The organism is Rhodococcus sp. NyZ502 (assembly GCF_041464245.1).
Taxonomy (GTDB): domain Bacteria; phylum Actinomycetota; class Actinomycetes; order Mycobacteriales; family Mycobacteriaceae; genus Rhodococcus_F; species Rhodococcus_F qingshengii.
Genome location: NZ_CP167155.1, coordinates 3,596,583 through 3,617,512, shown reverse-complemented (window position 1 = coordinate 3,617,512; position 20,930 = coordinate 3,596,583). Strand labels below are relative to the sequence as shown.

The following is a 20,930-nucleotide window of genomic DNA, read 5'->3' as shown; positions in this document are numbered from 1 at the left end:
GACGTTTGTGAGCACACTTATCTTGAGTACCGAGAAGTCGACCACCCGCACCCGCATTCGCCGCGTCGTGACCAGCCGAGCCGGTGGTGTTTCCGCGTCACCGTACGAGTCGTTCAATCTGGGCGATCACGTCGGAGACGATCCGGCAGCCGTCGATGCGAATCGCCGACGTCTGGCACGCGAAATAGGCGTCGAGCCTGACCATCTCGTGTGGATGGAACAAATCCATTCGCGCAACGTCACTGTCGTGACGGAACCGACCGACGAAGTGATTCCGGTGACGGATGCTCTGGTCACCACTGTTCCCGGCCTGGCGCTAGCCACCCTCAGTGCAGATTGTGTTCCCGTTCTGCTCTCCGACGAGGAGGCCGGTGTGATCGCGGCCGTTCATGCCGGACGGATCGGTGCCCGCATCGGTATCGTCCCGCGCGTCCTCGCGGAGATGGTGCGTCAGGGCGCGGACGTTTCGCGTATCGGCGCCTTCCTCGGTCCGGCTGCGAGCGGACGCCAGTACGAGGTTCCCGCTGCGATGCGCGCGGACGTGGAAAAGCACTTGCCGGGCAGCGCAACTCGCACCGAGAAGGGCACGCCGGGGCTCGATCTGCGTGCGGGACTGCGTAAGCAGTTGCTCGCCGCGGGTGTGTCCGGTGTCGCCGAGGACCCGCGGTGCACGATCGAGGATCGCGCGTTGTTCAGTCATCGCCGAGAATCTCTGACCGGGCGTCAAGCTGCAGTGATCTGGATGGAAGCGCCCGCAGCGCAGGAAACCGTCTAGGCAGAAATGCGCGAGACGGAAATGCGGCTGACAGAAATATCGACGGCACTCGACTCGGTGAGGGCGCGATTGGCGGCCGCCTGCCTTGCCGCCGGTCGCGAGGTTTCCGACGTAGCACTGCTGCCGGTGACCAAATTCTTTCCGGCGTCCGACGCTCGAATCCTGTACGAACTGGGTTGCCGTGAATTCGGTGAGTCTCGTGAGCAGGAAGCAGTGGAGAAGGTCGCGGACTTCGACGGCGCTGCACAGACGGGCGCGATCGATGATCCGGTTCGCTGGCACATGATCGGACAGTTGCAGCGCAACAAAGCTCGGTCGGTAGCGAAGTGGGCCTATGCAATTCACTCGGTGGACAGTGCGCGACTGGTCGATGCACTCGATCGGGCTGCGCTGAGTGCTTTGTCGGACGGTGAGCGCACGGAGCCGCTCCGGGCGCTCATCCAGGTAAGTCTCGACGGAGACCCCGCGCGTGGCGGAGTTCCGACGGGCGAGCTAACGCCTCTCGCCGAGCGGATCGAATCAGCCGAAGGTCTCGAATTCGCGGGACTGATGGCCGTCCCGCCGCTTGGATCAGATCCGGACGAGCAGTTCGAAATCCTCCGCAGGGCACATCTTTTGATCCTCGAATCGCATCCCCGGGCAACCGAACTCTCGGCCGGTATGACCGGCGATCTGGAGGCTGCAGTGCGCCACGGATCAACCTGCGTGCGTGTCGGAACCGCACTGCTCGGCTCACGACCAGTAATCTCGAGGTGATCGCTCAGGTGATCGCCCAACCCGTCCACACCGCTGCGACCGGTCGCAGTCGGATTGATTCCGCCGCGCCAAGGAAGGTCGATCAATGAGCAACCTGCATAAGTTCAAGGCTTACTTCGGCATGGTTCCCCTCGATGACTACGAGGACGAATACGTGGAGGAGCCCGATCAGGCTCGCCGCGCACCCCGTCGTAGTCACGACGGCTATGCCGAGCGCGACGACCGCGAGTTCGTCGAACCTGCCTTCTCGAAGGCGAGCTACGCGCCCAGTCGTCGTGACGAAGAGGACGCGGAGTTCGATCGCTACGATTCCCGGCCCCGCGTCGACACCGTTCCCAGCCGCAGCAGCCGCCCGGCGATGGCGCCGCGCCCGGCAAGCCGTGGCAACCTCGCGGTCGACGCGCGCGCAGAGCGACCCGAAGCGCGACGTGCGCCGGTTGTCGACGACGGCGGCCCGCTCGCCAAGATCACGACACTGCGTCCGCAGAGCTACGCAGAGGCCCGCACGATCGGTGAGCGGTTCCGGGACGGCACTCCCGTCATCATGGATCTGGTCGACATGAGCAACGCCGACGCGAAGCGTCTGGTCGATTTCGCGGCCGGCCTGGCGTTCGCATTGCGTGGTTCTTTCGACAAGGTAGCCACCAAAGTGTTTCTTCTCTCACCGGCCGACATCGACGTTTCCGCCGAGGAGCGCCGTCGGATCGCCGAGACGGGTTTCTACAGCCAGAAATGATGGTCTCGACCGCAGTCCGGCCCCTGAGCAGGGGTGACGTGAGCACATTCGAACGGCGGCCCGCCTCGGCGGACGCCGCATTCGGACCCATCGCCGGCCGTTACAAGACGGACTCGATGCGGACCGGTTCCGGAATTGCTGCGGTGTGTCTGTTTTGGACACACCGCAGAAGTCAGGCAGAGTGAGGGTGTGGACGCGCTTCTCTCTGTGATCTATCTGGTGCTGGTTGTCTTCTGGCTGTTGCTGATCGGCAGAGTGATCGTCGAGTTCGTTCGTTCGTTTGCCAGAGATTGGCGACCGACCGGATTGGTCGCAGTCATTCTCGAAACCATTTTTACGATCACCGATCCTCCGGTGAAACTGCTCCGCAGGTTGATCCCTCCGATCAACCTCGGTGGAGTTCGCTTGGATCTATCCATCATGGTCTTGCTTTTCATCGTCATCATCCTGATGTCGGTTGTTCGCTGAGCGCAGTCCGAGTGAGTGGTATGCCAGAATGGATGCCATAACTCATCCAGTGGTTCGCCACTACGTAGACTGTGTTGCAACTGAATGCTTGCTAGACCGCCAAATGACGCGTGAAGGGATCCTTCCATGCCGCAACTGACTCCAGCTGACGTGCACAACGTTGCGTTCAGCAAGCCGCCTATCGGCAAGCGTGGCTACAACGAGGACGAGGTCGACGCATTCCTCGACCTCGTCGAGCAGGCGCTGTCGCAGCTCATCGAAGAGAATGCGGACCTGCGCCAGCGCGTAGGTGAGCTGGATCAGGAGCTCGCGGCTGCCAAGAAGTCGCCGGCACCTGCTCAGCAGGCAGCACCCGTCGCAGCGCAGCCCAAGCCGGAGCCCGCTCGGGTCGTCGAACCGCCCAAGCCTGCACCTGTTGCAGCGCCGGTTCCCGCCGCCGCTGCCGTTGCAGCGCCGCAGAGTGGCGACACCCACATGCAGGCCGCAAAGGTCCTCGGACTGGCTCAGGAGATGGCGGATCGCCTCACCAACGATGCCAAGACCGAGTCCGAGCAGCTGCTCGGCAGTGCCCGCACCAACTCCGAGCAGCTCATGAGCGAGGCTCGCAGCAAGGCTGACGGCATGATCGCGGATGCGCGCAACAAGTCGGAGGCGATGCTCACCGACGCTCAGACTCGCTCCGAGACCCAGCTTCGCCAGGCTCAGGAGAAGGCAGACGCTCTCAAGGCGGACGCCGAGAAGAAGCACACCGAAATTATGGCGACCATCAACCAGCAGCGTTCGGTCCTCGAGGGCCGTATCGAGCAGCTCAAGACGTTCGAACGCGAGTACCGGGTGCGCCTGAAGTCCTACCTGGAATCGCAGCTCGAAGAGCTCGAACAGCGCGGCTCGGCCGTTCCGGTCGACGGTGGACAGGATTCCTACAGCCCGTCCTTCGCCAAGGGAAACAGCTGACCGAGAGCGCCCCGTCGGCTCAGCTATCGGACCGGACAAAGGTTGATACGTGCTGGTCGTGACGTTGGTTCTCGCGGGAGTTGGTTTCGCTCTCCTGATCGTCGCCCTGACCACAGGGTCGTTGATCTGGGCGTGGGCATGTATCGCGATTTGTGTAGCAGGTGCCGTCCTCCTGCTGGTCAGTGCGCTGACCAGCAGGAAGGCGGTTCCTTCGTTGGATGACCCGGCATCGGGCAGCGGAATGTCGTCGCCTTACGGTCGAGTCGAGAGTTCCTCGAATTCGTCGATCGACGATGCAGCCACCGCCAACGATGACAATCAGAGAAATCATGGCGAGTCGCCGGGTGGCCCCGACAAGTCCTAGGGCGAGTTCCGACAAGGTCCAGGACGAGTATTAGACTGTCCAACACGAATACCAGGCTGTGATCCGGCAATCACCGGGGAGCTTTCGGAAGAACGGTTCTTGTCGCTTCAGGCGCCCAGAACTCAGTAGAACCGAACGGGTGAGCCCGTCACAGCTCGATCGAGTGGCACCTCGGGATCCAAGCGCGGATCTACGGGGTGCAAACGGGGTGGTACCGCGGTGTCGGCGCACAAGCGCCACGTCGTCCCCGTGCCGAGTCCGACTGGCACGAGGAGATCGCCATGGCGAGTAACGGGTATCCCAAAGTCGACTACGGTGTCCCCGCCGACACCGGAGTCAAGTTCCCCGAACTGGAACAGAAAGTCCTGAAACAGTGGGACGACGACGACACCTTCCGTGCGTCGGTTTCCAATCGGGACGGCAGCGAAGAGTTCGTTTTCTACGACGGACCGCCATTCGCAAACGGCTTGCCGCATTACGGTCACCTGCTGACGGGGTACGTCAAGGACCTGGTGCCGCGCTTCCAGACCATGCGTGGACGCAAGGTCGAGCGACGCTTCGGCTGGGACTGCCATGGCCTGCCCGCAGAACTCGAAGCGGAGAAGCAACTCGGCATCAAGGACAAGGCCGAGATCGAAGTCATGGGTCTGGCCAAGTTCAACGAGTACTGCAAGGCCTCGGTGCTCAAGTACACCGACGAGTGGCGCGACTACGTCACCCGCCAGGCACGTTGGGTCGACTTCGACAACGACTACAAGACCCTGGACGTCGACTTCATGGAGTCCGTCATGTGGGCCTTCAAGGAGCTGCACGACAAGGGCCTGATCTATCAGGGCTTCCGCGTGCTGCCCTACAGCTGGTACGAGCAGACTCCGCTGTCCAATCAAGAGACTCGTCTCGACGACGCGTACAAGATGCGTCAGGATCCTGCAGTCACGGTCGACATGCCGCTGGTCGCTCCGGGTTCACCATTGGACGGCGCAAACGCGATCATCTGGACCACGACTCCGTGGACACTGCCGTCCAACTTGGCCACTGCGGTTCATCCCGAGGTCGACTACGTCCAGGTGCTCGGCGAGGACGGAAAGCGGTACGTGCTCGCGGAAGCACGGGTAGCTCATTACGCACGTGAGCTGGGGGAGGACCCCGAGGTCGTTTCCCGCCACAAGGGCGCCGAATTGGTCGGACTGTCGTACACACCGCCGTTCGACTTCTTCCTCGGACATCCGAACGCGCACGTCGTGCTTTCGGCCGACTACGTGACAACCGATTCCGGAACCGGAATCGTCCACCTCGCACCGGCTTTCGGTGAGGAGGATATGGATGTCGCCACGGCCAACGGTATCGAGGTCGTGCAGCCGCTCGATCCGGGTGGAAAGTTCACCTCGATGGTTCCGCCGTACGAGGGCTTGATGGTCTTCGACGCCAACCCGGTCATCATCAAGGACCTCAAGGCCGCTGGAAAGCTGCTGCGGCACGAGACGATCGAGCACTCGTACCCGCACAGTTGGCGCAGTGGGCAGCCGCTCATCTACATGGCGGTTCCCTCGTGGTTCGTCGCGGTCACCAAGTTCCGCGATCGCATGGTCGAGCTGAACAAGGACATCACGTGGGTGCCCGAGCACATCCGTGACGGCCAGTTCGGCAAGTGGCTCGAAGGTGCACGCGACTGGAACATCAGCCGAAACCGCTACTGGGGCAGCCCGATCCCGGTGTGGGTGTCGGACGATCCGCAGTACCCGCGTACGGACGTCTACGGATCGCTCGATCAGTTGGAGGCAGACTTCGGTGTGCGTCCGACCGATCTGCATCGCCCGATGATCGACGACCTGGTCCGCCCGAACCCCGACGACCCGACCGGGAAGTCGATGATGCGCCGCGTTCCCGAGGTGCTCGACTGCTGGTTCGAATCCGGTTCGATGCCGTACGCGCAGGTGCACTACCCATTCGAGAACCGTGAATGGTTCGAGGGTCATTTCCCGGGCGATTTCATCGTCGAGTACAACGGGCAGACTCGCGGCTGGTTCTACACGCTGCACGTGCTGGCCACCGCACTCTTCGATCGTCCGGCGTTCAAAACCGTTGCTGCGCACGGCATCGTGCTCGGCGACGACGGACTCAAGATGAGCAAGTCCAAGGGCAACTACCCGGACGTGAAGGAGGTGTTCAACCGCGACGGCAGCGATGCGATGCGATGGTTCCTGATGTCTTCGCCGATCTTGCGCGGCGGAAACCTCATCGTGACCGAGCAGGGCATCCGCGAAGGTGTGCGTCAGGCATTGCTCCCGCTGTGGAACGCCTGGAGCTTCCTGCAGTTGTACGCCCCGGAATCCGGTGTGTGGCGTACCGACTCGGAGAACATCCTCGATCAGTACATCCTGGCCAAGCTCGCTACCACCCGCGACGTGATCACCGAGGCCCTCGAGGTCAACGACATCGCCGGCGCGTGCGACGAGCTTCGGTTGTTCTGTGATGCGCTCACCAACTGGTATGTGCGACGGTCTCGTTCGCGGTTCTGGGACGAGGATCGCGACGCGATCGACACCCTGCACACCGTGCTCGAGGTCGTGACGCGTCTCGCTGCGCCGCTGTTGCCGCTGGTGTCCGAGGTGATCTGGCGCGGGCTGACCGGGGAGCGCTCGGTTCACCTGGCTGATTGGCCCGAGGCGTCGGAGCTCCCCGCGAACCCCGAGCTGGTAGCGGCGATGGACGACGTCCGGACCGTGTGCTCCACGGTGCTGAGCCTGCGCAAGGCGCAGAATCTGCGTGTTCGTCTTCCGCTGCCCGAGGTCACGGTTGCGGCGCCGGATGCCGAGCGTCTGCGTCCGTTCCTCGGACTGATCGCCGACGAGGTCAACGTCAAGAAGGTTGATCTGACCGATGACGTCGACGTGCACGGGCGCTTCGAGATCGCGGTCAATGCGCGTGCTGCAGGACCGCGTCTGGGCAAGTCCGTTCAGACTGTCATCAAGGCGGTCAAGGCGGGCGACTGGACCGAGAACGCGGACGGCGTCGTGGTTGCGGCGGGCATCGAACTGCTGCCCGAGGAGTACACGCAGAAACTGGTTGCGGCCGAGCCGGATTCGACGGCTGCACTGCCGGACGGTGCGGGACTGGTCGTACTCGATTCCGCGGTGACGGAGGAACTCGAAGCCGAGGGATGGGCGAAGGACCGTATCCGTCAGTTGCAGGATGCGCGCCGCGCCGCCGGTTTCGACGTCTCGGACCGGATCAACGTCGTGCTCGAGGTTCCGCAGGACTGCAAGGAGTGGGCGGAGCGTCATCGCGAATTGATCGCCGGTGAGGTTCTGGCCACCTCCTTCTCGGTGGGTGAAGCGGGAGACGACGCCGTCGATCTCGGTGACGGTATCCGCGCCGCGATCACGAAGGTCTAATACCGCCATAGCTACTCCGGCTCCCCGATGAATGTCTGTATGTCGGGGTGCCGGAGTAGTTTGCTCTCATGAGCACGAGCAAGGAAACCGTGGCGCGCATTCTCGAGCAGTTGGAACCGCTCGACGTGCGGGCAAGGGCGATGTTCGGCGAGTACGGACTGTATTGCGACGAGAAGATCGTGGGCTTGATCTGCGGAGACGTTCTGTTCGTCAAACCCACCGAGGTCAGTACGGAGTTCGGATCAGAGGCCGATCTGGCTCCGCCGTACCCGGGAGCGAAGGATTATTACCGGGTGACGGAGGAACGGTTGCAGGACCTCGATCACCTGCACGCCTTCATTCAACGGACTGCCGACGTATTGCCCCTGCCGAAGAAGAAGTCGCCGAAGAAGAAGGCGCGGACGTAAATTCTGCACCTACTTTTGAGAGAACCGTAACGCCCGATGAATCAAGGTGATCCCACACGAAGTCGTAGGTGGGTGCTGCATCTCGACATGGATGCGTTTTTCGCTTCCGCCGAGCAGTTGACCCGCCCCACTCTGCGAGGTCGCCCGGTGCTGGTCGGCGGCTTGGGTGGGCGCGGGGTGGTGGCCGGGGCAAGTTACGAAGCGAGAGTTTTCGGTGCGCGATCGGCAATGCCGATGCATCAAGCACGCCGGATGGTCGGTGGTGGAGCGGTGGTATTGCCGCCACGGATGTCCCTGTACTCGGTTCTCAGTAAACGCACGTTCGACGCGTTGCGCCTTCGTATGCCGATCCTCGAGCAATTGTCGGTGGACGAAGCCTTTGGTGAACCGGTGGAGTTGGCCGGTGTCGGAGCTGACGAGGTCCGCGCGTTTTGCGAGGACCTGCGGGCGTTGATCAAAGCCGAGACCGGGTTGGTCGCTTCGATCGGGGCCGGCGCAGGTAAGCAGGTCGCCAAGATCGCGTCGGGACTGGCAAAGCCCGACGGCGTCGCAGTCATTCCTCCCGGGATGCAGCACGAGTTGCTCGATCCACTGCCGGTGCGGAAGCTCTGGGGGATCGGCCCTGTTGCCGAGGAAAAGCTCAAGCGTCTCGGCATCGAAACCATCGGAGGGTTTGCCCGCACTCCCATAGCGGAGGTGGCGTCGATACTCGGAACCACTGTCGGACCGGGGTTGCATCGGCTCGCACAGGGGATCGACGATCGGCCGGTCGCCGAGCGTGCCGAATCCAAGCAGATCAGCGCGGAATCCACGTTCGCCGCAGACATCGTCACGATGGCGCAACTGCGCGCCGCCGTCGAAAGTAGTGGTCGTGCAGCATTTTCCAGGCTGGAGAAGGACGGAAGAGCTGCTCGCACCGTCGTACTGAAGCTCAAGAAGTCCGATATGAGTATCTTGACTCGATCCGTGACGCTGCCGTTTGCCACCATCGACCGCCAAATCCTCATCGCGACTGCGCAGAAACAGGTCATCGATCCACAGGAATTGGGGCCGATTCGCCTGGTCGGTGTGGGATTCGCCGGTTTGTCCACCGTTCGGCAAGGATCACTTTTTCCCGAGTTGGATCAGGATGTTCCCGGCTATCCGGTCGAGACTCTCACGGGTGCCCTCGATGAGGCCGAACTCGACGTTCCGGTGGCAGCACGTGTCCCTCAGCGCTACTGGCACCCCGGTTTGGACGTGAAGCATCCAGAATACGGACACGGTTGGGTGCAGGGTGCCGGGCACGGAGTGGTGACAGTTCGCTTCGAAACCCGTTCCAGCGGAACGGGAATCGCCAAAACCTTTGCCGAATCCGATGAGGTGCTCGAGGTAGCAGATGCGGTCGACAGCCTTCTCTGAGGATGTCCTTAGACTTTTTCCGCTTACCGTTGGGTAATGTTGTCGACGATCCTCGAGCAAGCACGATGTTCGACTGACGCTCGAATGTGAACACCCGAATGGATAGGACTGAGAAGTTGAAGCTTCAGAAGATGACCGTTGCAGCCGTGGCGATCGCAGCAGCCCTGACGATGACCGCGTGTGGTTCAGACGGAGGAGACTCCGACAAGACGACTTCGGCGAAGCCTACGACCACCACCTCTGCGGCAGCGACGACCACCGTTGAACTGCCGACGTCTGCTGAGCTCAACGGCAAGGTCGCCCAGGCACTCGACGAGACCGTTCCGGCCGCAGACAAGGTCAACCTCGTCCAGGGCGCCGAGCAGGATCCCGAGCTGATCAACCAGGTCGCTGCTGCCGCCAAGGCTGCCGGCGCGCAGGTCGAGATCCTCGACCCGGTCACCGACACAGGCAGCGAGACGGCAGCAGCTTCGCTGAACATCGTCGTCAACGGCCAGCCGCTGCAGCAGGGCCTGCAGGCGTCGTTCGTCTACGAAGACGGCGTCTGGAAGCTCTCGAAGACCACCGCTTGCCAGATCGTCGGCGTTGCAGGTCTGACCTCGCCGGCTTGCGCTGCTTGATCTCTCGGTAACACCTGAAACACCAGAGCGGCCGCCGACTCCCGAAGTGGAGTGGGCGGCCGCTCTTCACGTGGTAAGCGACGTCAGTGATGGAATCCCTCGGTGACGCGCGGCCGCGGCATCGGGCTGTCCAGTTCGTCGAGGAACGCGGTTTCCTCTTCGATGATGCGCAGCAGATTGGCCGCCAGGTCCATGCTCAGTCCGTTACGAACCACGATGCGCTGCACTGTCAGATCCGCGAGATCGTCCGGCATGGGGTAGGCCGGCACCAACCAGCCCTTGCCTCGCAACCGGTCCGAGAGGTCGTACAGCGTCCAGTTGGACGTGTGGCCCTCGGCGAGGCGCCACGCGAAGACCGGGATGTCGGAACCGTCGTTCCACAGTTCGAAGGCGTCGAGTTTCCCGATTCCTTCGGCGAGGAATTTCGCCACGTCCTGGGAGGACTGCTGGATCGCGCGATAGCCGTCGTGGCCGAGACGCAGGAACAAGTAGAACTGCAGGATCACCTGAGCGCCGGGTCGCGAGAAGTTCAGTGCGAAGGTCGGCATACTGCCGCCGAGGTAGCTCACCTTGAAGACGAGGTCGTCGGGAAGTAGATCCTGCGATCGCCAGACCACCCAGCCGAGGCCGGGGTAGACGAGTCCGTACTTGTGCGCCGAGGTGTTGATGGAGTGGACGCGCGGTAGTCGGAAATCCCATTCGAGTTCGGGCTGTAGGAACGGGGCGATCATTGCGCCGGAAGCGCCGTCGACGTGGATGGGAACGTCGAGTCCCGTCTTTTCCTGGATCGCGTCGAGTGCCTTCGAGATTTCCAGGACCGGCTCGTACATCCCGGTGTACGTGACACCCATGATCGCGATTACGCCGATGGTGTTCTCGTCGACGTACTTGTCCAGATCGTGACCGTCGAGGGTCCGGTGTTCCTCGCTGATCGGCACGTAACGCGCTTCGACGTCCCAGTAGTTGCAGAACTTCTCCCAGCACACCTGGACCGCGGAACTCATGATGAGATTTGGCTTTTCGGTGGACTTGCCCGCGGCTTTTCGTGCGTGCTGCCAGCGTCGTTTCATCGCCAGGCCGCCGAGCATGCAGGCTTCGGACGAACCGATCGTCGAGGTGCCGATTGCGTCCTTGGGGGAGGGTGAGTGCCAGAGGTCGGCAAGGATACGCCAGCAATAGGTTTCGATCGCGGCGGTCTGCGGATACTCGTCCTTGTCGATCATGTTCTTGTCGAACGACTCGGCATACAGTTTGGTGGCGTGATCGTCCATCCACGTGCTGACGAACGTCGCGAGATTGAGCCGCGCATTGCCGTCGAGCATCGTTTCGTCGTGGACGATCTGATACGCGGTCTCGGGAAGCATGCCGTCGGGTTCGAGTGTGTACTTCGATGCAACCGAATCCTCGCCAGGCCTCGAGAAGATCGGATTGACGGCTACGTAATCGGTGTGATCTGACCTTCTGGGTTCCGGCATGAACTCTGGCTCCTCACATCAGTGTGTCGCGTTGGTCTGTTTCGTACCTACTCTCACCGTTCAGTGTGGACGGGCAGTTGTCAAAGGGTCCATGATCAATCAAGTATCCGGTCTGAAGTCCTAGTCTGCACACATCGTAGAAAGCGGCGAAAGAACACACGGTGGTGACAATCATGAGTGGGCCTACGATGCGAGGCAAGGACAGGCGAGAATCAGAGGCCCTGCGCCCGCCGCGCCGCAATCGAGGACGGACTTCTGTTTCGCTGATCGCAACTGCGACGAAAGGGCCGGATCGCAGATGGCTTGCCTCCTGGAGCGATCCACGGGTTGACATGAATTCGCAGAGTCACCGCGACTCCGACGGTTTAGTAGCGTCACCCGGGAGATTTCGTGGCTGGAGGTACGCAGGCACGATCGAACGCGAGTTGCGACAGCGCGAGTGAAGCTTCGGGCCGGATCCTGTCGGCAAACACCCTTCGGCCGACAGGATCCTGCCCATCGCTCGTCAGTGCAGCGAGCGAGTTCGCATGTCTGTCCCGCGGCGACCTGATCGCCGGTGAGCCTGTCCGCCAGCGGATTCCACATCTTCGAAAACCGTCGAACTTTGGAGGTTTGGTGATTCGGGTGTCGGGGGCGCCTGGCCTCGGCGCTCGGCTCCTTTGGTGAAATTGCGTTCAGGGCGCCGTGCTTGGTCGTGGAGCATCATCGATTCACAGGCTGGCGAGCACCAAGATCCCGGCGCTGATGGCCAAGGTGGCGACCAGCAACACCAGCGCTGAATTTCGTGTTGGCCCCGGGAAGCTGCGGCCGATCCCGAAATCGTCGGATCTGCGGCGGTGCCCTCGGTGACTGATTGCAATAATGCCGACTGCACCGATCAGCGTGCTTCCCCCGAGAATACCGATTGCGACTGTTGGGCCGGGGACATAGCGCAGGTAGATCAGCGCCGCCGTAGCCAAGGAGGTACCAGTCCGAACCCATGCCATCGTGGTTCGTTCTGGCTGTAGCCCTCGGTCGGCATGTGTGGGTTGAAGGGGTGTCACCGCGTCACCTCGACCATCAACAACGTCAGCGCGGATCCCAGTACAAGCCCCGCGGCGATGCCTGCGAACGTAGGGACTGGGAGGCTTCGCCCCAACCGCAAAGCGCGTTCGACCGCGATCCATCGATGAAATGCACTGACAGACAGCATGGTTGACCCAGTCAACACGCCAACTACCAGGGTGGCGTGAACGGTGGGGCCAACCATCTCGGAGCCGAATGCCTCGAAGCCGACGGCGGCGGCAACCAAAGCCAGGGCGGTCCGGATCCAGGCGAGGAATGTGCGTTCGTTGGCCAGGGTGAATCGAGGGTCCGGGTCTTCGCCGACCCGGAACGCACCGGGGCACCAGAACGGTCTCATTTGGCGACGGCGACGAAGGGGGCCGGCGGGGTGAGCTTCGTGAGATGATCCGCGTGATATGCGGCGAAGGCCTCGAGGACCTCCGGCTGTGTGCCGATCCAGAATGCGCCTTTCGCGAGCTGAGCGAAGATGCTCTCTGCAGCCTGCTCGGGTGTCAGGCCCTGGCCGAGGTACCGGTCGAGTTGCTCGCGAAGCGCTTCACCGGCCAGGCCGCTGGCTGACGCACCTGAATAGATCTGGGTCCGTACCGCGCCCGGGAGCACTGCCGATACCTGAATGGGAGCGCCGACGGTCTTCACGTCCAGGTAGAGCGTCTCGGTCAGGGCTAGCACCGCGTGCTTACTCGTGAGATATGGCGATTGCAGTGCGCCCGCGCTGAGGCCACCGATAGAGCTGAGATTGAGCACGTATGCCTCCTCGCCAGACGCGATCATTCGTGGGAGGAATGCGTGGACCCCGTTGAGCACACCGCCCACATTTATCGACAGCAACCGCTGCCAGCGGTCTATCGGAACCTCCCAAAATAGGCCAGGGGCCTCGATCCCGGCGTTGTTGACGAGCAATCGGACAGAGCCGAACCGCTCGTACGCGGCCCGGGCCAGCCCCTCCACCGACGACGGGTCACTGACGTCCGTCTGGACCGCAGTGGCCTCGGTGGCTGCCGTTGACAGTTCGGCCGCGAGTTGTTCGGCCCGGGGCATGTCGATGTCCGCTAACACCACGTTCATTCCGATGGAGGCCGCGTGTCGTGCGAGCCCCTCGCCGATTCCGGATGCCGCGCCGGTGATGACGGCGGTGCCGCCGGAGAACTTGTCATGCGTGATAGTCACTTGTGGCCTCCGTGGGGGACTGTTGCTTGACCGGTATTGTCGCGGCGGCAGGACGTGCAGTATTCGCGCCAATCGTTGCTCCGCCGGAGGCGGGGGCGCGTCCGTGACTCATCGTGAACGCCACTATGAGACCGATGGCGCCGAGTGCACCGAGTAGTAGGAAGACGTAGGTGAATCCCGCATCCGTGTAAATGATCTGGCGTGTGCCTTGGTCGACGGACCAAATGTGCGCGGAGAGGATCGCGCTGAGGATGGTGACGCCGAATGCAGCGCCGAGGCTGTTGCTGGAGCCGAGTACGCCGGCGTTCGCCCCCGTCTGAGATGGCGGTACCGCTTCGACGACAAGGTTGGCGCTGGCTGCGTAGAAGAATCCCTGGCCGACGCCGAAGATGGCGACCAGTGTGATGATCTGCCACTGTTGGTCGTGCACAAAGGCCAGCAGGCTCAGGCTGATCATGATCGCGGTCATGGCGACGATGAGGCTCGCCCGGGGGCCACTGCTGCGCGCGAGCAGTCCGGCCAGGGGGCCGCTCGCCATGGCGAGGATGCCATGTGGGAGAGTCCACAGCGCGAAGGCGAAGGCAGTGAGCCCGAACCCGTAAGAGATGCCGTCAACCCGTGGCGTCATGAGCATCAGTGGCAACGCGAACGCGTATCCACCGATAGCGAATGAGCCGAGTAAGCTTGCGAGCATCGTGCTGCGCATGGCACGCGCCCACAGCACCCGCATGTCGATCAGAGGTTGCGTGGTGTGCAATTCGTAGAGGACGAACACCGCGATCAGGACCGCAGAGACCGCGAACGCAATCAGCGTCTTTGGTGAGTCCCATCCCCAAGAGCGACCCTGGTTGATGGAGAGCATCAGCAGCAATGATCCGCCGCCCAGCAGGCCCGCGCCTACCCAGTCGAGCTGGTGGGACAGGCGCAGCGGCGATTCCGGCGCGGTGAAATAGACCGCCGGGGCGATGACGGCGACATAGGCGAGGAGGAACCAGAAGATTGCGCGGTAACCGAACTCGGTCGAGAGGTAGCCGCCGATGAGCGGGCCGGCGATACCGTTGAATCCGATGCCGGTGGACACTGCCGACAGGGCCACGGGGATCATGCGTCGTGGGAAGACATCGCGGATGAGGCCGTAAGCGAGCGGGGTCATGCCGACGCTCGCGGCCTCGAGGGCGCGCCCGAGCAGCAGAATCGGAAAGGTCGGGGCGAGGGCGCAGGTCAGCGTTCCGATGGCGAATATGCCGGCGACGATCATCAGCATGCGCTTCTTGCCGTAGATGTCTCCGAGCTTGCCGATGATCGGCAAGCTGACGACCCCGACAAGACCGAGGATGGTCACCACCCAGCCGATGTCAGGAGTGTTGAATTCGGCCGCCATGTATCGCAGTGATGGGTACACCATGCTGTATTCGAGGGGAGCGACTTCGAACAGTAGAACGATCGAGATCAACAGGCCCACATAGTATTTGGTTGATCGTTCAGGCGCTCGGCGTTGTTGCGGCGGTGGGGGGGTAGGTCGAGTCACGACAGTCTCGTTTCCTTGAGTTGTGGTTTCGTGGCGATTCGAACGTCGATCCATGAGTCCGCGGACCCGGAACATTCGGCGATGTCGGCCGTGAGGGACTTTGGTAGCACGGAGTGCGCGTATCAAGGTTGTGTCGCAATTGGTCGAAATATCGACCGATGCGGTAAGGTGATGCGCGTTACTGTAAGTGCCTTGGGAAGGATTGGTCAATGGTTGATTCCGAAGTGGCGGACCGCTCGGCAGGCAGGGAGGTCGTGTCGCCGCCCACTGCGCGCGTAGTGCAGGTTATCGACTTTTTGGTGCGTAACCAGGGGAAGCGCTTCGGTCTTTCAGAGCTTGCGCGCCGATGCGAAATCACCAAACCGACCTGTCTCGGCATCGTGACCGAACTGACCGCGTGCGGATATCTCATTCGTGACACACAGACCAAGTCTTACGGGCTTGGGCCAGCATTGGTCTCGGCCGGGCGGGCGGCCCAGCGCGATTTTGCGCTGGGCTCGATGGTGCGCGACCGTCTCGAGGGCCTGAGTGAGCAGTTCAGCGCTATCTGTATGGCATCGGCCGTGGTTGGCGACAATGTCATGGTTCTCGAGATGGTCGCGCCCCCGGGCGTCGAGCCGCCGGCCAGTGTCGGCGACGTGTATCCGTTCGCGCCGCCGCTGGGGCTCATGTTCATGCTGTGGGAACCGGACGAGGAGCTGGAACGTTGGCTGCGGAGCGAGTCCGCGCTGGCTGTCGGGACAGACTTCGAACACATCCGGCTGATGGCCGCCGAGTGCCGGGCGGAAGGATATCTGGTTGAGAACCTCTCGCCGACCGTTCAGCGGTTGCACCGGCTGATGGCCGGGGTTGCTGCGCACGACGTGCCGCCTGCCGTACTCGAGCTTGTCGGTGACCTGGTGTCGAGTCTGGGCGAGCGGAGATTCCTCGGGGAAGCGGTTCGCGCTTCCGCTGGAATACACCCAGTCAGCCTGGTAGCGGCCCCGACCTTCGACGCGGACGGTCACCAGTCTCTCGTTTTGACCGTCTACGTCGGCGGCGAGATCAGCAACCTTGAAATCGCCAACCGAGCGTTGGCACTGAAACAGGTGGCCGACGCGGTGACATCCGACGTCGGTGGCCGCAATCCCTTTGCCGGCCGCGGAAATTGACCGTTGACTGGTCAGGAATTGGCTTGTAACCTCAATCCGTTCCCATATCCGACCATGCTGGTCGATATTTAGACCGTCAATGGAAGTTGCGGCGCCCGAGTCCGATTGCTCCCGGTCGCCGCACTGCCCGGGTCGTTCAGTTCTGGGACGCAATTTGTGTGAGGCGTATCGACGCTAAGGCTGCGGCCGTGCGAGGAGGCTGTCGCTGACGCCTCTTCGGCGATGTGTGGGGCTTTGCGTCGAGCGAATCTCACTGACACGTAACGACTCCCGAGGAGTTCCTTGATGACCACCATGATCGACCAGTCTTTGAGTGTCGACGATGTCAGCGATCTGATCGCCGATGCCTTCGACTGGGGCATACATCTTGCCGGGTTTTACGAATTGCGGCACGTCTACACGGGTTTGGAGGGGCAGCCGGCATATCGCGGGCTCAATCGTCTCCAGCCGATCCTCGATTTGTTCGACGCCAAGGTTCGCATCGCCACGACAGTAAATGCCTCGACGCTCTATTCCGGTGGGATGTTCGACTTGTCGAACGATCCGGTCGTCATCGAAGCTCCGGGCGTAGCTGACGGTCGGTACTGGAGTATTCAGGCACTTGGCCCGAACATTGACTGGTTCTTCATGGCCGGATCGCAATTCACCGGAAATGGGCCGCAGCGATACGTGATCGTTGGTCCGAGGTGGAGAGGCCTCCTACCTGCCGGGTTCGCTGGCACTGAGGTCGTGCGATCACCGTCCGATGCATTCGTGCTCACTATTCGCGTGGCAGTGACGAGTCGAACTGAGCAGGACCTGGCCGGTGCACGGGCCGCGGTGACGGGCGTCCGCGCGGCTCCACTTTCGCTGTGGCACGCCGGCGGTGGCCGCGTTCCGGACCTCGTGGATCAGCCAATTGTCAAGTCCGACTACGCCACGTTTCCGCGGATGGACCTGATTGCCGACATCGGAAAGTCGATGACCGCGATCGACTATCTACAGCTCCTGAGTTTGGTAATCAACGATCCTTCCATGACTCGCCGGTCGGATTCGGTAAAGGAGCGGGAAGCCCTCGCGAATCTCGCTCGGCTCGGGTTGCGTCCGGGGACTTGCTTCGACCCCTCGCAGATCACCGATGAACAGCGCGAGGTGATCGATCGCGGATTCGCGCGGGCGCGGACCGATGCCAGGCAGGCATTCGAGAAGACGCAGGTGGATATGAGCGGGTGGAAGTTGCAATCCAGCCTTTTCTACGACGATCTCGACTACCGTGCCAAAGCTGGTGCTAACGACGTGGCGTGGGGCACCCCAGTGCCCTTTCAGTCCCACACAATTGGTTACCTGTTCGACGACGCCGAGGGTTTCCCTCTCGATGGTGCGAACTGCTACACCATTACATTCGACGTGGAGGATTTGCCGCCGGTCACCGAGTTCTGGGAGCTCCCGGTATACGACTCTCAGGGCTACTTTATCGAAAACTCTGAGAACCGTTACAGCGCAACGAGTTACCTCGCGCGAGCCGGAGAATACGCCGTTCGGGACGGGAAGTTGACGTTCTACCTCCAGGCTGAGCGACCCTCTGATTCTGATCTTGCCAGGAATTGGCTTCCTGTCTCCGCGACGGATGGCTTCCGGATTGCGGCTCGCTTCTACGGCCCCCTGGCGCAGCTGATCGACGGCACCTATCCGATGCCCCCGGTGGTGCGCGCGGGGGCATGACCCTCGGGTTCCGGTCCCCGCCTTCGTAGGCGCGAATGGCCACTCTTTCATCGACTGTCTGTGTATGAATTGAGTTGGTGTACAAGTTGAGTCGGATCCATGATGCGAGCCGGACCCAGTGCCGAGGCGGTCCGGCAGTAGTGGAAATCTGCCGGACCGTATCGGTTCCGCGACTGTCGAAGGCAACCTGTGCGAGAAGATCCGCACCTCTGGGTATCACAACGGAAGGTGGAAGATCTCGAATCGTTTCGGGAGAAGTACGCGGCCGAGCGCGACAAACGTCTGCCGAATACCGGGGCCGACACCGTTCAGGCGATTGATTTCGAAGGTACTTTCGCATCGTTCGACAGCGATCCGAATGCGAGCGATTCTCGCACCGCACCGCCGTTGACCGCCGATCTCGACGTGCTCATCGTCGGCGCCGGCTTCATGGGTATCAGTGCTGGCGTCGAACTGAAGAAAGTCGGTGTCACCAACTTCAAGATTCTTGATGTCGCAACGGACTTCGGCGGCACCTGGTATTGGAATCGGTACCCGGGTGTGCGCTGTGACGTCGAGTCGTACGTCTACCTGCCTTACCTGGAAAAGACCGGTTACATCCCGACTGAGCATATCTACTCGGGCTGCATGATCGGTCCAGGCTGGTTCGCAGGTCGCCGTTGGGTGGCGCCGATGCGACTCAAAGACCTGCGCTTCCCGGCGAGCGGACCGGTCGCGGCCGAGATCGCGGACGGTTCGTACCTTGCGATCTACTGGGTACACGAGCCGGAGACGGAACAGGCCGAGGCATGGGCCCGTACCCAGGTTGGCGAGCTGTACGCCGCCGGCCGCGGATTCGCCGAGCGTGAGCACGTGTGCATAATGACGCCTGCCGAATGTGGCACCCTGATCTCGATACGCCGGCGCGTGCGGACATCGAGCCGATATTTTGCGAGCCTTAACGGCCAGTTGGTCGACGCGGGCGCGGTGGCCGTCACCAATTGACATTCCCTGCTCGGCGTAGATGTTCGAGACGGTGCTGTTCACTGCGGTCGTAGATGCATTCGCACGCTCGCCAGGGTGCCGGTGAACGGAACGGAATCGAGGGCTGTCGGCGCTCTGCGAACGCCGCCGTCCTTTTCGTGTTCCAAGGCCGAAGACAGCGATCTTCCGAGCGCTGACAGACCACAGAAGCGTCAGCGAGGCAATTCCATTCACAAGAACATAGTCCGGAGGTTCGCGAGAGTGTTTCCGGCCGAACTGTTTACGGTGACTGGGCGCGCAGGCGATCGGCGGCGGCCGATGCCATCGAGTGGAGAACATCGGGGGCGATCGGACTCGGCGCCGTCGCGGACAGCTGAGTCAACGTCGTCCCGACTGCGGCCACGATCGCGTCGGCAACCAAGGTGAAACCGCCACTCTCCGTGATGATTCGGAAAGCGAAAGACGCGTCGCCGATGTTCGGGTCCGACGCTCCGCCGACGCGATAGGTGATTGTCGTTCCGTCGGCATCGGTTCCTGAATATTCCGCGCACCCGGCCAGCGTGGTCTGAAGTTTCTCGAAAGCTGCTGCTGCCGCGGTGCCGTCGGCGTACGAAGCAGAGTCCTGATCGATGCTCGTGAAATCGGGGCCGGTGAACATGTCGGAGAGGTCGGCGACCGATCCGGGAGCCTGGGTGGCTATCGACGCCAGAACCTGGGCGCAGACGGCGGGGTCGGTGCTCGACTTGTCCGCCTCCGAATTCTCCGGCGCCGGTGCGAGGCCGAGGTCGTCGACCGGGTCGGGAACTACGTCGAAGTCGGCAGGTAGCTCGGACAGGGTGAGCGCGGCTCGTTGCAGGCCGTCACGGTCGAGAGGCGCCCCGCTCAGCGGTGCGGCCGGAGCAGCCGTGAACGGCGCCAAGCCGACCTGTGGGGCGGAAACCTGCGTAGTCGTGTCGGCACCAGGCGAGTCGTCCGAGCCGCAACCGGTCACGACGAACAGTGCCGCCGTTGCGGTCAGACCAAGTGCGAGAAGCGACCGGCGTGTCACGATTCCCACCGAATGCTGTTGGAGATGGTCTGCCGGATCACCGAGGAGCTGTCCGGGTCGCCGTATGCCTGGTCGCCGCCGACGGTCATCTGTCCGTCGATCGGCAAGGGGAGTGAGAGGTCGACGGTGAGGTTTCCGGAGCCGGCCATGACGTACTGATCGATGTTCAGCGTTCCGGCGTCACCGGCCAGGTTCCAGACCGGGCTCTGCGGGGTCTGCGATACGTCCACCGCGAGCGAAAGCCGATTGCCCTCGCGCGCGGTGAGCGTGACGGTGGTTGTCTGATCGAGCAGGATTTCGCTGCTGACTTGCTGCCGAACCACCCAACGTGCGCCGACACCGACCGGAGCGTCGGGGAGTGCGACGGTCCGGTAGACCGCTTGGCCCAGCGCTTGTTCGATTGCAGCGCGGGCAGCATTGGCCGAGTTGGCGGAGGGCTTCAACCGTAGGGCGGTGATGGCGCCCGAATCCGTGACCGACAATCCGGCCGCAGACCCGTCGGCCCCGCTCAGCGCAGCCTGCAGCGTTGCATCGGGCGAGGTCATCGACGACAGCGTGAGGTCAACGACTGCGGTGGGATCGTCAGCGGTCACGTTTGCCGAGAGCGGGATCGTGATCTCCGGCGAAGAGAAATCCTGCGCCGGTTGTTGATCGATCTGCTGACTCACGACGGCCTGGGTGACGAGCGTCGCCGTCTGCGTGGTGCCGACAGGCAAGTTCGTACGCAAAACCTCGCGCGGCTCGCTTCCCGCCTCGAGAACTTCGACCGTCGCGGCGGTCACCGGAACAGTCACCTCACTCGGCGAGGAGGTCGGGGTGTTCGGAGGTTGATCCGAGTCGCCGCAAGCGGTGAGAACGGTGGTGAGAGCGAGGGCAGCGAGGGCGAACGGAACGCGTCGGCCGGTCGTGGACAGCAGTGGCACGCGCTCCAGGCTAGCCGCAGTTGCAGAGTGCGT

20 protein-coding genes are annotated in these 20,930 nt (G+C 62.4%); 13 read left to right on the top strand and 7 right to left on the bottom strand.

The window, feature by feature from the left end:
- Positions 1–7 precede the first annotated feature (7 nt).
- The 10 genes from pgeF (at position 8) to ACBG85_RS16565 (ending at position 9,876) form a co-directional block, all read left to right on the top strand.
- Positions 8–775 (top strand): peptidoglycan editing factor PgeF, encoded by a 768-nt coding sequence (pgeF, locus tag ACBG85_RS16610; RefSeq protein WP_007733207.1) that lies wholly within the window; start codon positions 8–10, stop codon positions 773–775.
- Positions 776–781: 6 nt separating this feature from the next.
- Positions 782–1,531: a YggS family pyridoxal phosphate-dependent enzyme gene (locus tag ACBG85_RS16605; RefSeq protein ID WP_007733204.1), complete on the top strand. Its 750-nt coding sequence runs from the start codon at positions 782–784 to the stop codon at positions 1,529–1,531.
- 85 nt (positions 1,532–1,616) lie between these two features.
- Positions 1,617–2,267: a cell division protein SepF gene (locus ACBG85_RS16600; protein ID WP_003941752.1), complete on the top strand. Its 651-nt coding sequence runs from the start codon at positions 1,617–1,619 to the stop codon at positions 2,265–2,267.
- Positions 2,268–2,456: 189 nt separating this feature from the next.
- A complete protein-coding gene (locus tag ACBG85_RS16595) occupies positions 2,457–2,735 on the top strand; it encodes a YggT family protein (protein ID WP_003941780.1) in 279 nt (92 codons plus the stop codon).
- Positions 2,736–2,861: 126 nt separating this feature from the next.
- Positions 2,862–3,689, top strand: coding sequence for a DivIVA domain-containing protein (locus ACBG85_RS16590; RefSeq protein ID WP_003941722.1), 828 nt, complete (start codon positions 2,862–2,864; stop codon positions 3,687–3,689).
- Between the two features lie 49 nt (positions 3,690–3,738).
- Complete coding sequence (locus ACBG85_RS16585) at positions 3,739–4,053, top strand: hypothetical protein (protein WP_007733197.1); 315 nt, start codon at positions 3,739–3,741, stop codon at positions 4,051–4,053.
- A gap of 281 nt (positions 4,054–4,334) precedes the next feature.
- Positions 4,335–7,448, top strand: a complete 3,114-nt coding sequence (gene ileS / locus ACBG85_RS16580) for an isoleucine--tRNA ligase (RefSeq protein ID WP_047270136.1) — start codon at positions 4,335–4,337, stop codon at positions 7,446–7,448.
- Positions 7,449–7,516: 68 nt separating this feature from the next.
- Positions 7,517–7,855, top strand: a complete 339-nt coding sequence (locus ACBG85_RS16575) for a TfoX/Sxy family protein (RefSeq protein ID WP_003941748.1) — start codon at positions 7,517–7,519, stop codon at positions 7,853–7,855.
- Positions 7,856–7,891: 36 nt separating this feature from the next.
- Positions 7,892–9,256, top strand: coding sequence for a DNA polymerase IV (locus tag ACBG85_RS16570; RefSeq protein ID WP_042452844.1), 1,365 nt, complete (start codon positions 7,892–7,894; stop codon positions 9,254–9,256).
- 131 nt (positions 9,257–9,387) lie between these two features.
- Entirely contained in the window at positions 9,388–9,876 is a 489-nt protein-coding gene (locus ACBG85_RS16565; RefSeq protein ID WP_230587603.1) for a hypothetical protein, read from the top strand.
- 83 nt (positions 9,877–9,959) lie between these two features.
- On the opposite strand, the gene ACBG85_RS16560 is transcribed toward ACBG85_RS16565, so the two are convergent.
- The 5 genes from ACBG85_RS16560 to ACBG85_RS16540 form a co-directional block, all read right to left on the bottom strand.
- The gene (locus ACBG85_RS16560; protein WP_042452846.1) at positions 9,960–11,351 is read right to left on the bottom strand and encodes a glutamate decarboxylase; all 1,392 of its coding nucleotides are present in this window, start codon (positions 11,349–11,351) and stop codon (positions 9,960–9,962) included.
- Between the two features lie 710 nt (positions 11,352–12,061).
- Positions 12,062–12,394, bottom strand: a complete 333-nt coding sequence (locus ACBG85_RS16555) for a DUF202 domain-containing protein (RefSeq protein WP_218694883.1) — start codon at positions 12,392–12,394, stop codon at positions 12,062–12,064.
- Complete coding sequence (locus ACBG85_RS16550) at positions 12,391–12,753, bottom strand: YidH family protein (protein ID WP_054781930.1); 363 nt, start codon at positions 12,751–12,753, stop codon at positions 12,391–12,393. Before ACBG85_RS16550 ends, ACBG85_RS16555 begins: the two co-directional genes overlap by 4 nt.
- A complete protein-coding gene (locus ACBG85_RS16545; RefSeq protein ID WP_063316146.1) occupies positions 12,750–13,583 on the bottom strand; it encodes an SDR family NAD(P)-dependent oxidoreductase in 834 nt (277 codons plus the stop codon). The genes ACBG85_RS16550 and ACBG85_RS16545 overlap by 4 nt, the downstream gene beginning before the upstream one ends.
- Complete coding sequence (locus ACBG85_RS16540; RefSeq protein WP_372024055.1) at positions 13,567–15,036, bottom strand: MFS transporter; 1,470 nt, start codon at positions 15,034–15,036, stop codon at positions 13,567–13,569. Before ACBG85_RS16540 ends, ACBG85_RS16545 begins: the two co-directional genes overlap by 17 nt.
- Positions 15,037–15,320: 284 nt before the next feature.
- On the opposite strand from ACBG85_RS16540, the gene ACBG85_RS16535 reads away from it, so the two are divergent.
- From ACBG85_RS16535 to ACBG85_RS16525, 3 genes are all read left to right on the top strand, one after another.
- Positions 15,321–16,262 carry a helix-turn-helix domain-containing protein gene (locus tag ACBG85_RS16535; protein ID WP_372024054.1) on the top strand — a complete coding sequence of 314 codons (942 nt, stop codon included), beginning with the start codon at positions 15,321–15,323 and terminating at the stop codon, positions 16,260–16,262.
- A gap of 285 nt (positions 16,263–16,547) precedes the next feature.
- On the top strand, positions 16,548–17,963 hold the full coding sequence (locus tag ACBG85_RS16530; RefSeq protein WP_372024052.1) for a DUF1254 domain-containing protein: 1,416 nt from the start codon (positions 16,548–16,550) through the stop codon (positions 17,961–17,963).
- Positions 17,964–18,152: 189 nt separating this feature from the next.
- Positions 18,153–18,947, top strand: a complete 795-nt coding sequence (locus ACBG85_RS16525; protein WP_372024050.1) for an NAD(P)-binding protein — start codon at positions 18,153–18,155, stop codon at positions 18,945–18,947.
- A gap of 259 nt (positions 18,948–19,206) precedes the next feature.
- Here the strand turns inward: ACBG85_RS16525 and ACBG85_RS16520 are convergent, their stop codons facing one another.
- Both ACBG85_RS16520 and ACBG85_RS16515 read right to left on the bottom strand, forming a co-directional pair.
- Positions 19,207–19,974, bottom strand: a complete 768-nt coding sequence (locus ACBG85_RS16520; RefSeq protein ID WP_372024048.1) for a sensor domain-containing protein — start codon at positions 19,972–19,974, stop codon at positions 19,207–19,209.
- Entirely contained in the window at positions 19,971–20,897 is a 927-nt protein-coding gene (locus ACBG85_RS16515; protein WP_003941753.1) for a hypothetical protein, read from the bottom strand. The genes ACBG85_RS16520 and ACBG85_RS16515 overlap by 4 nt, the downstream gene beginning before the upstream one ends.
- Positions 20,898–20,930 lie beyond the last annotated feature (33 nt).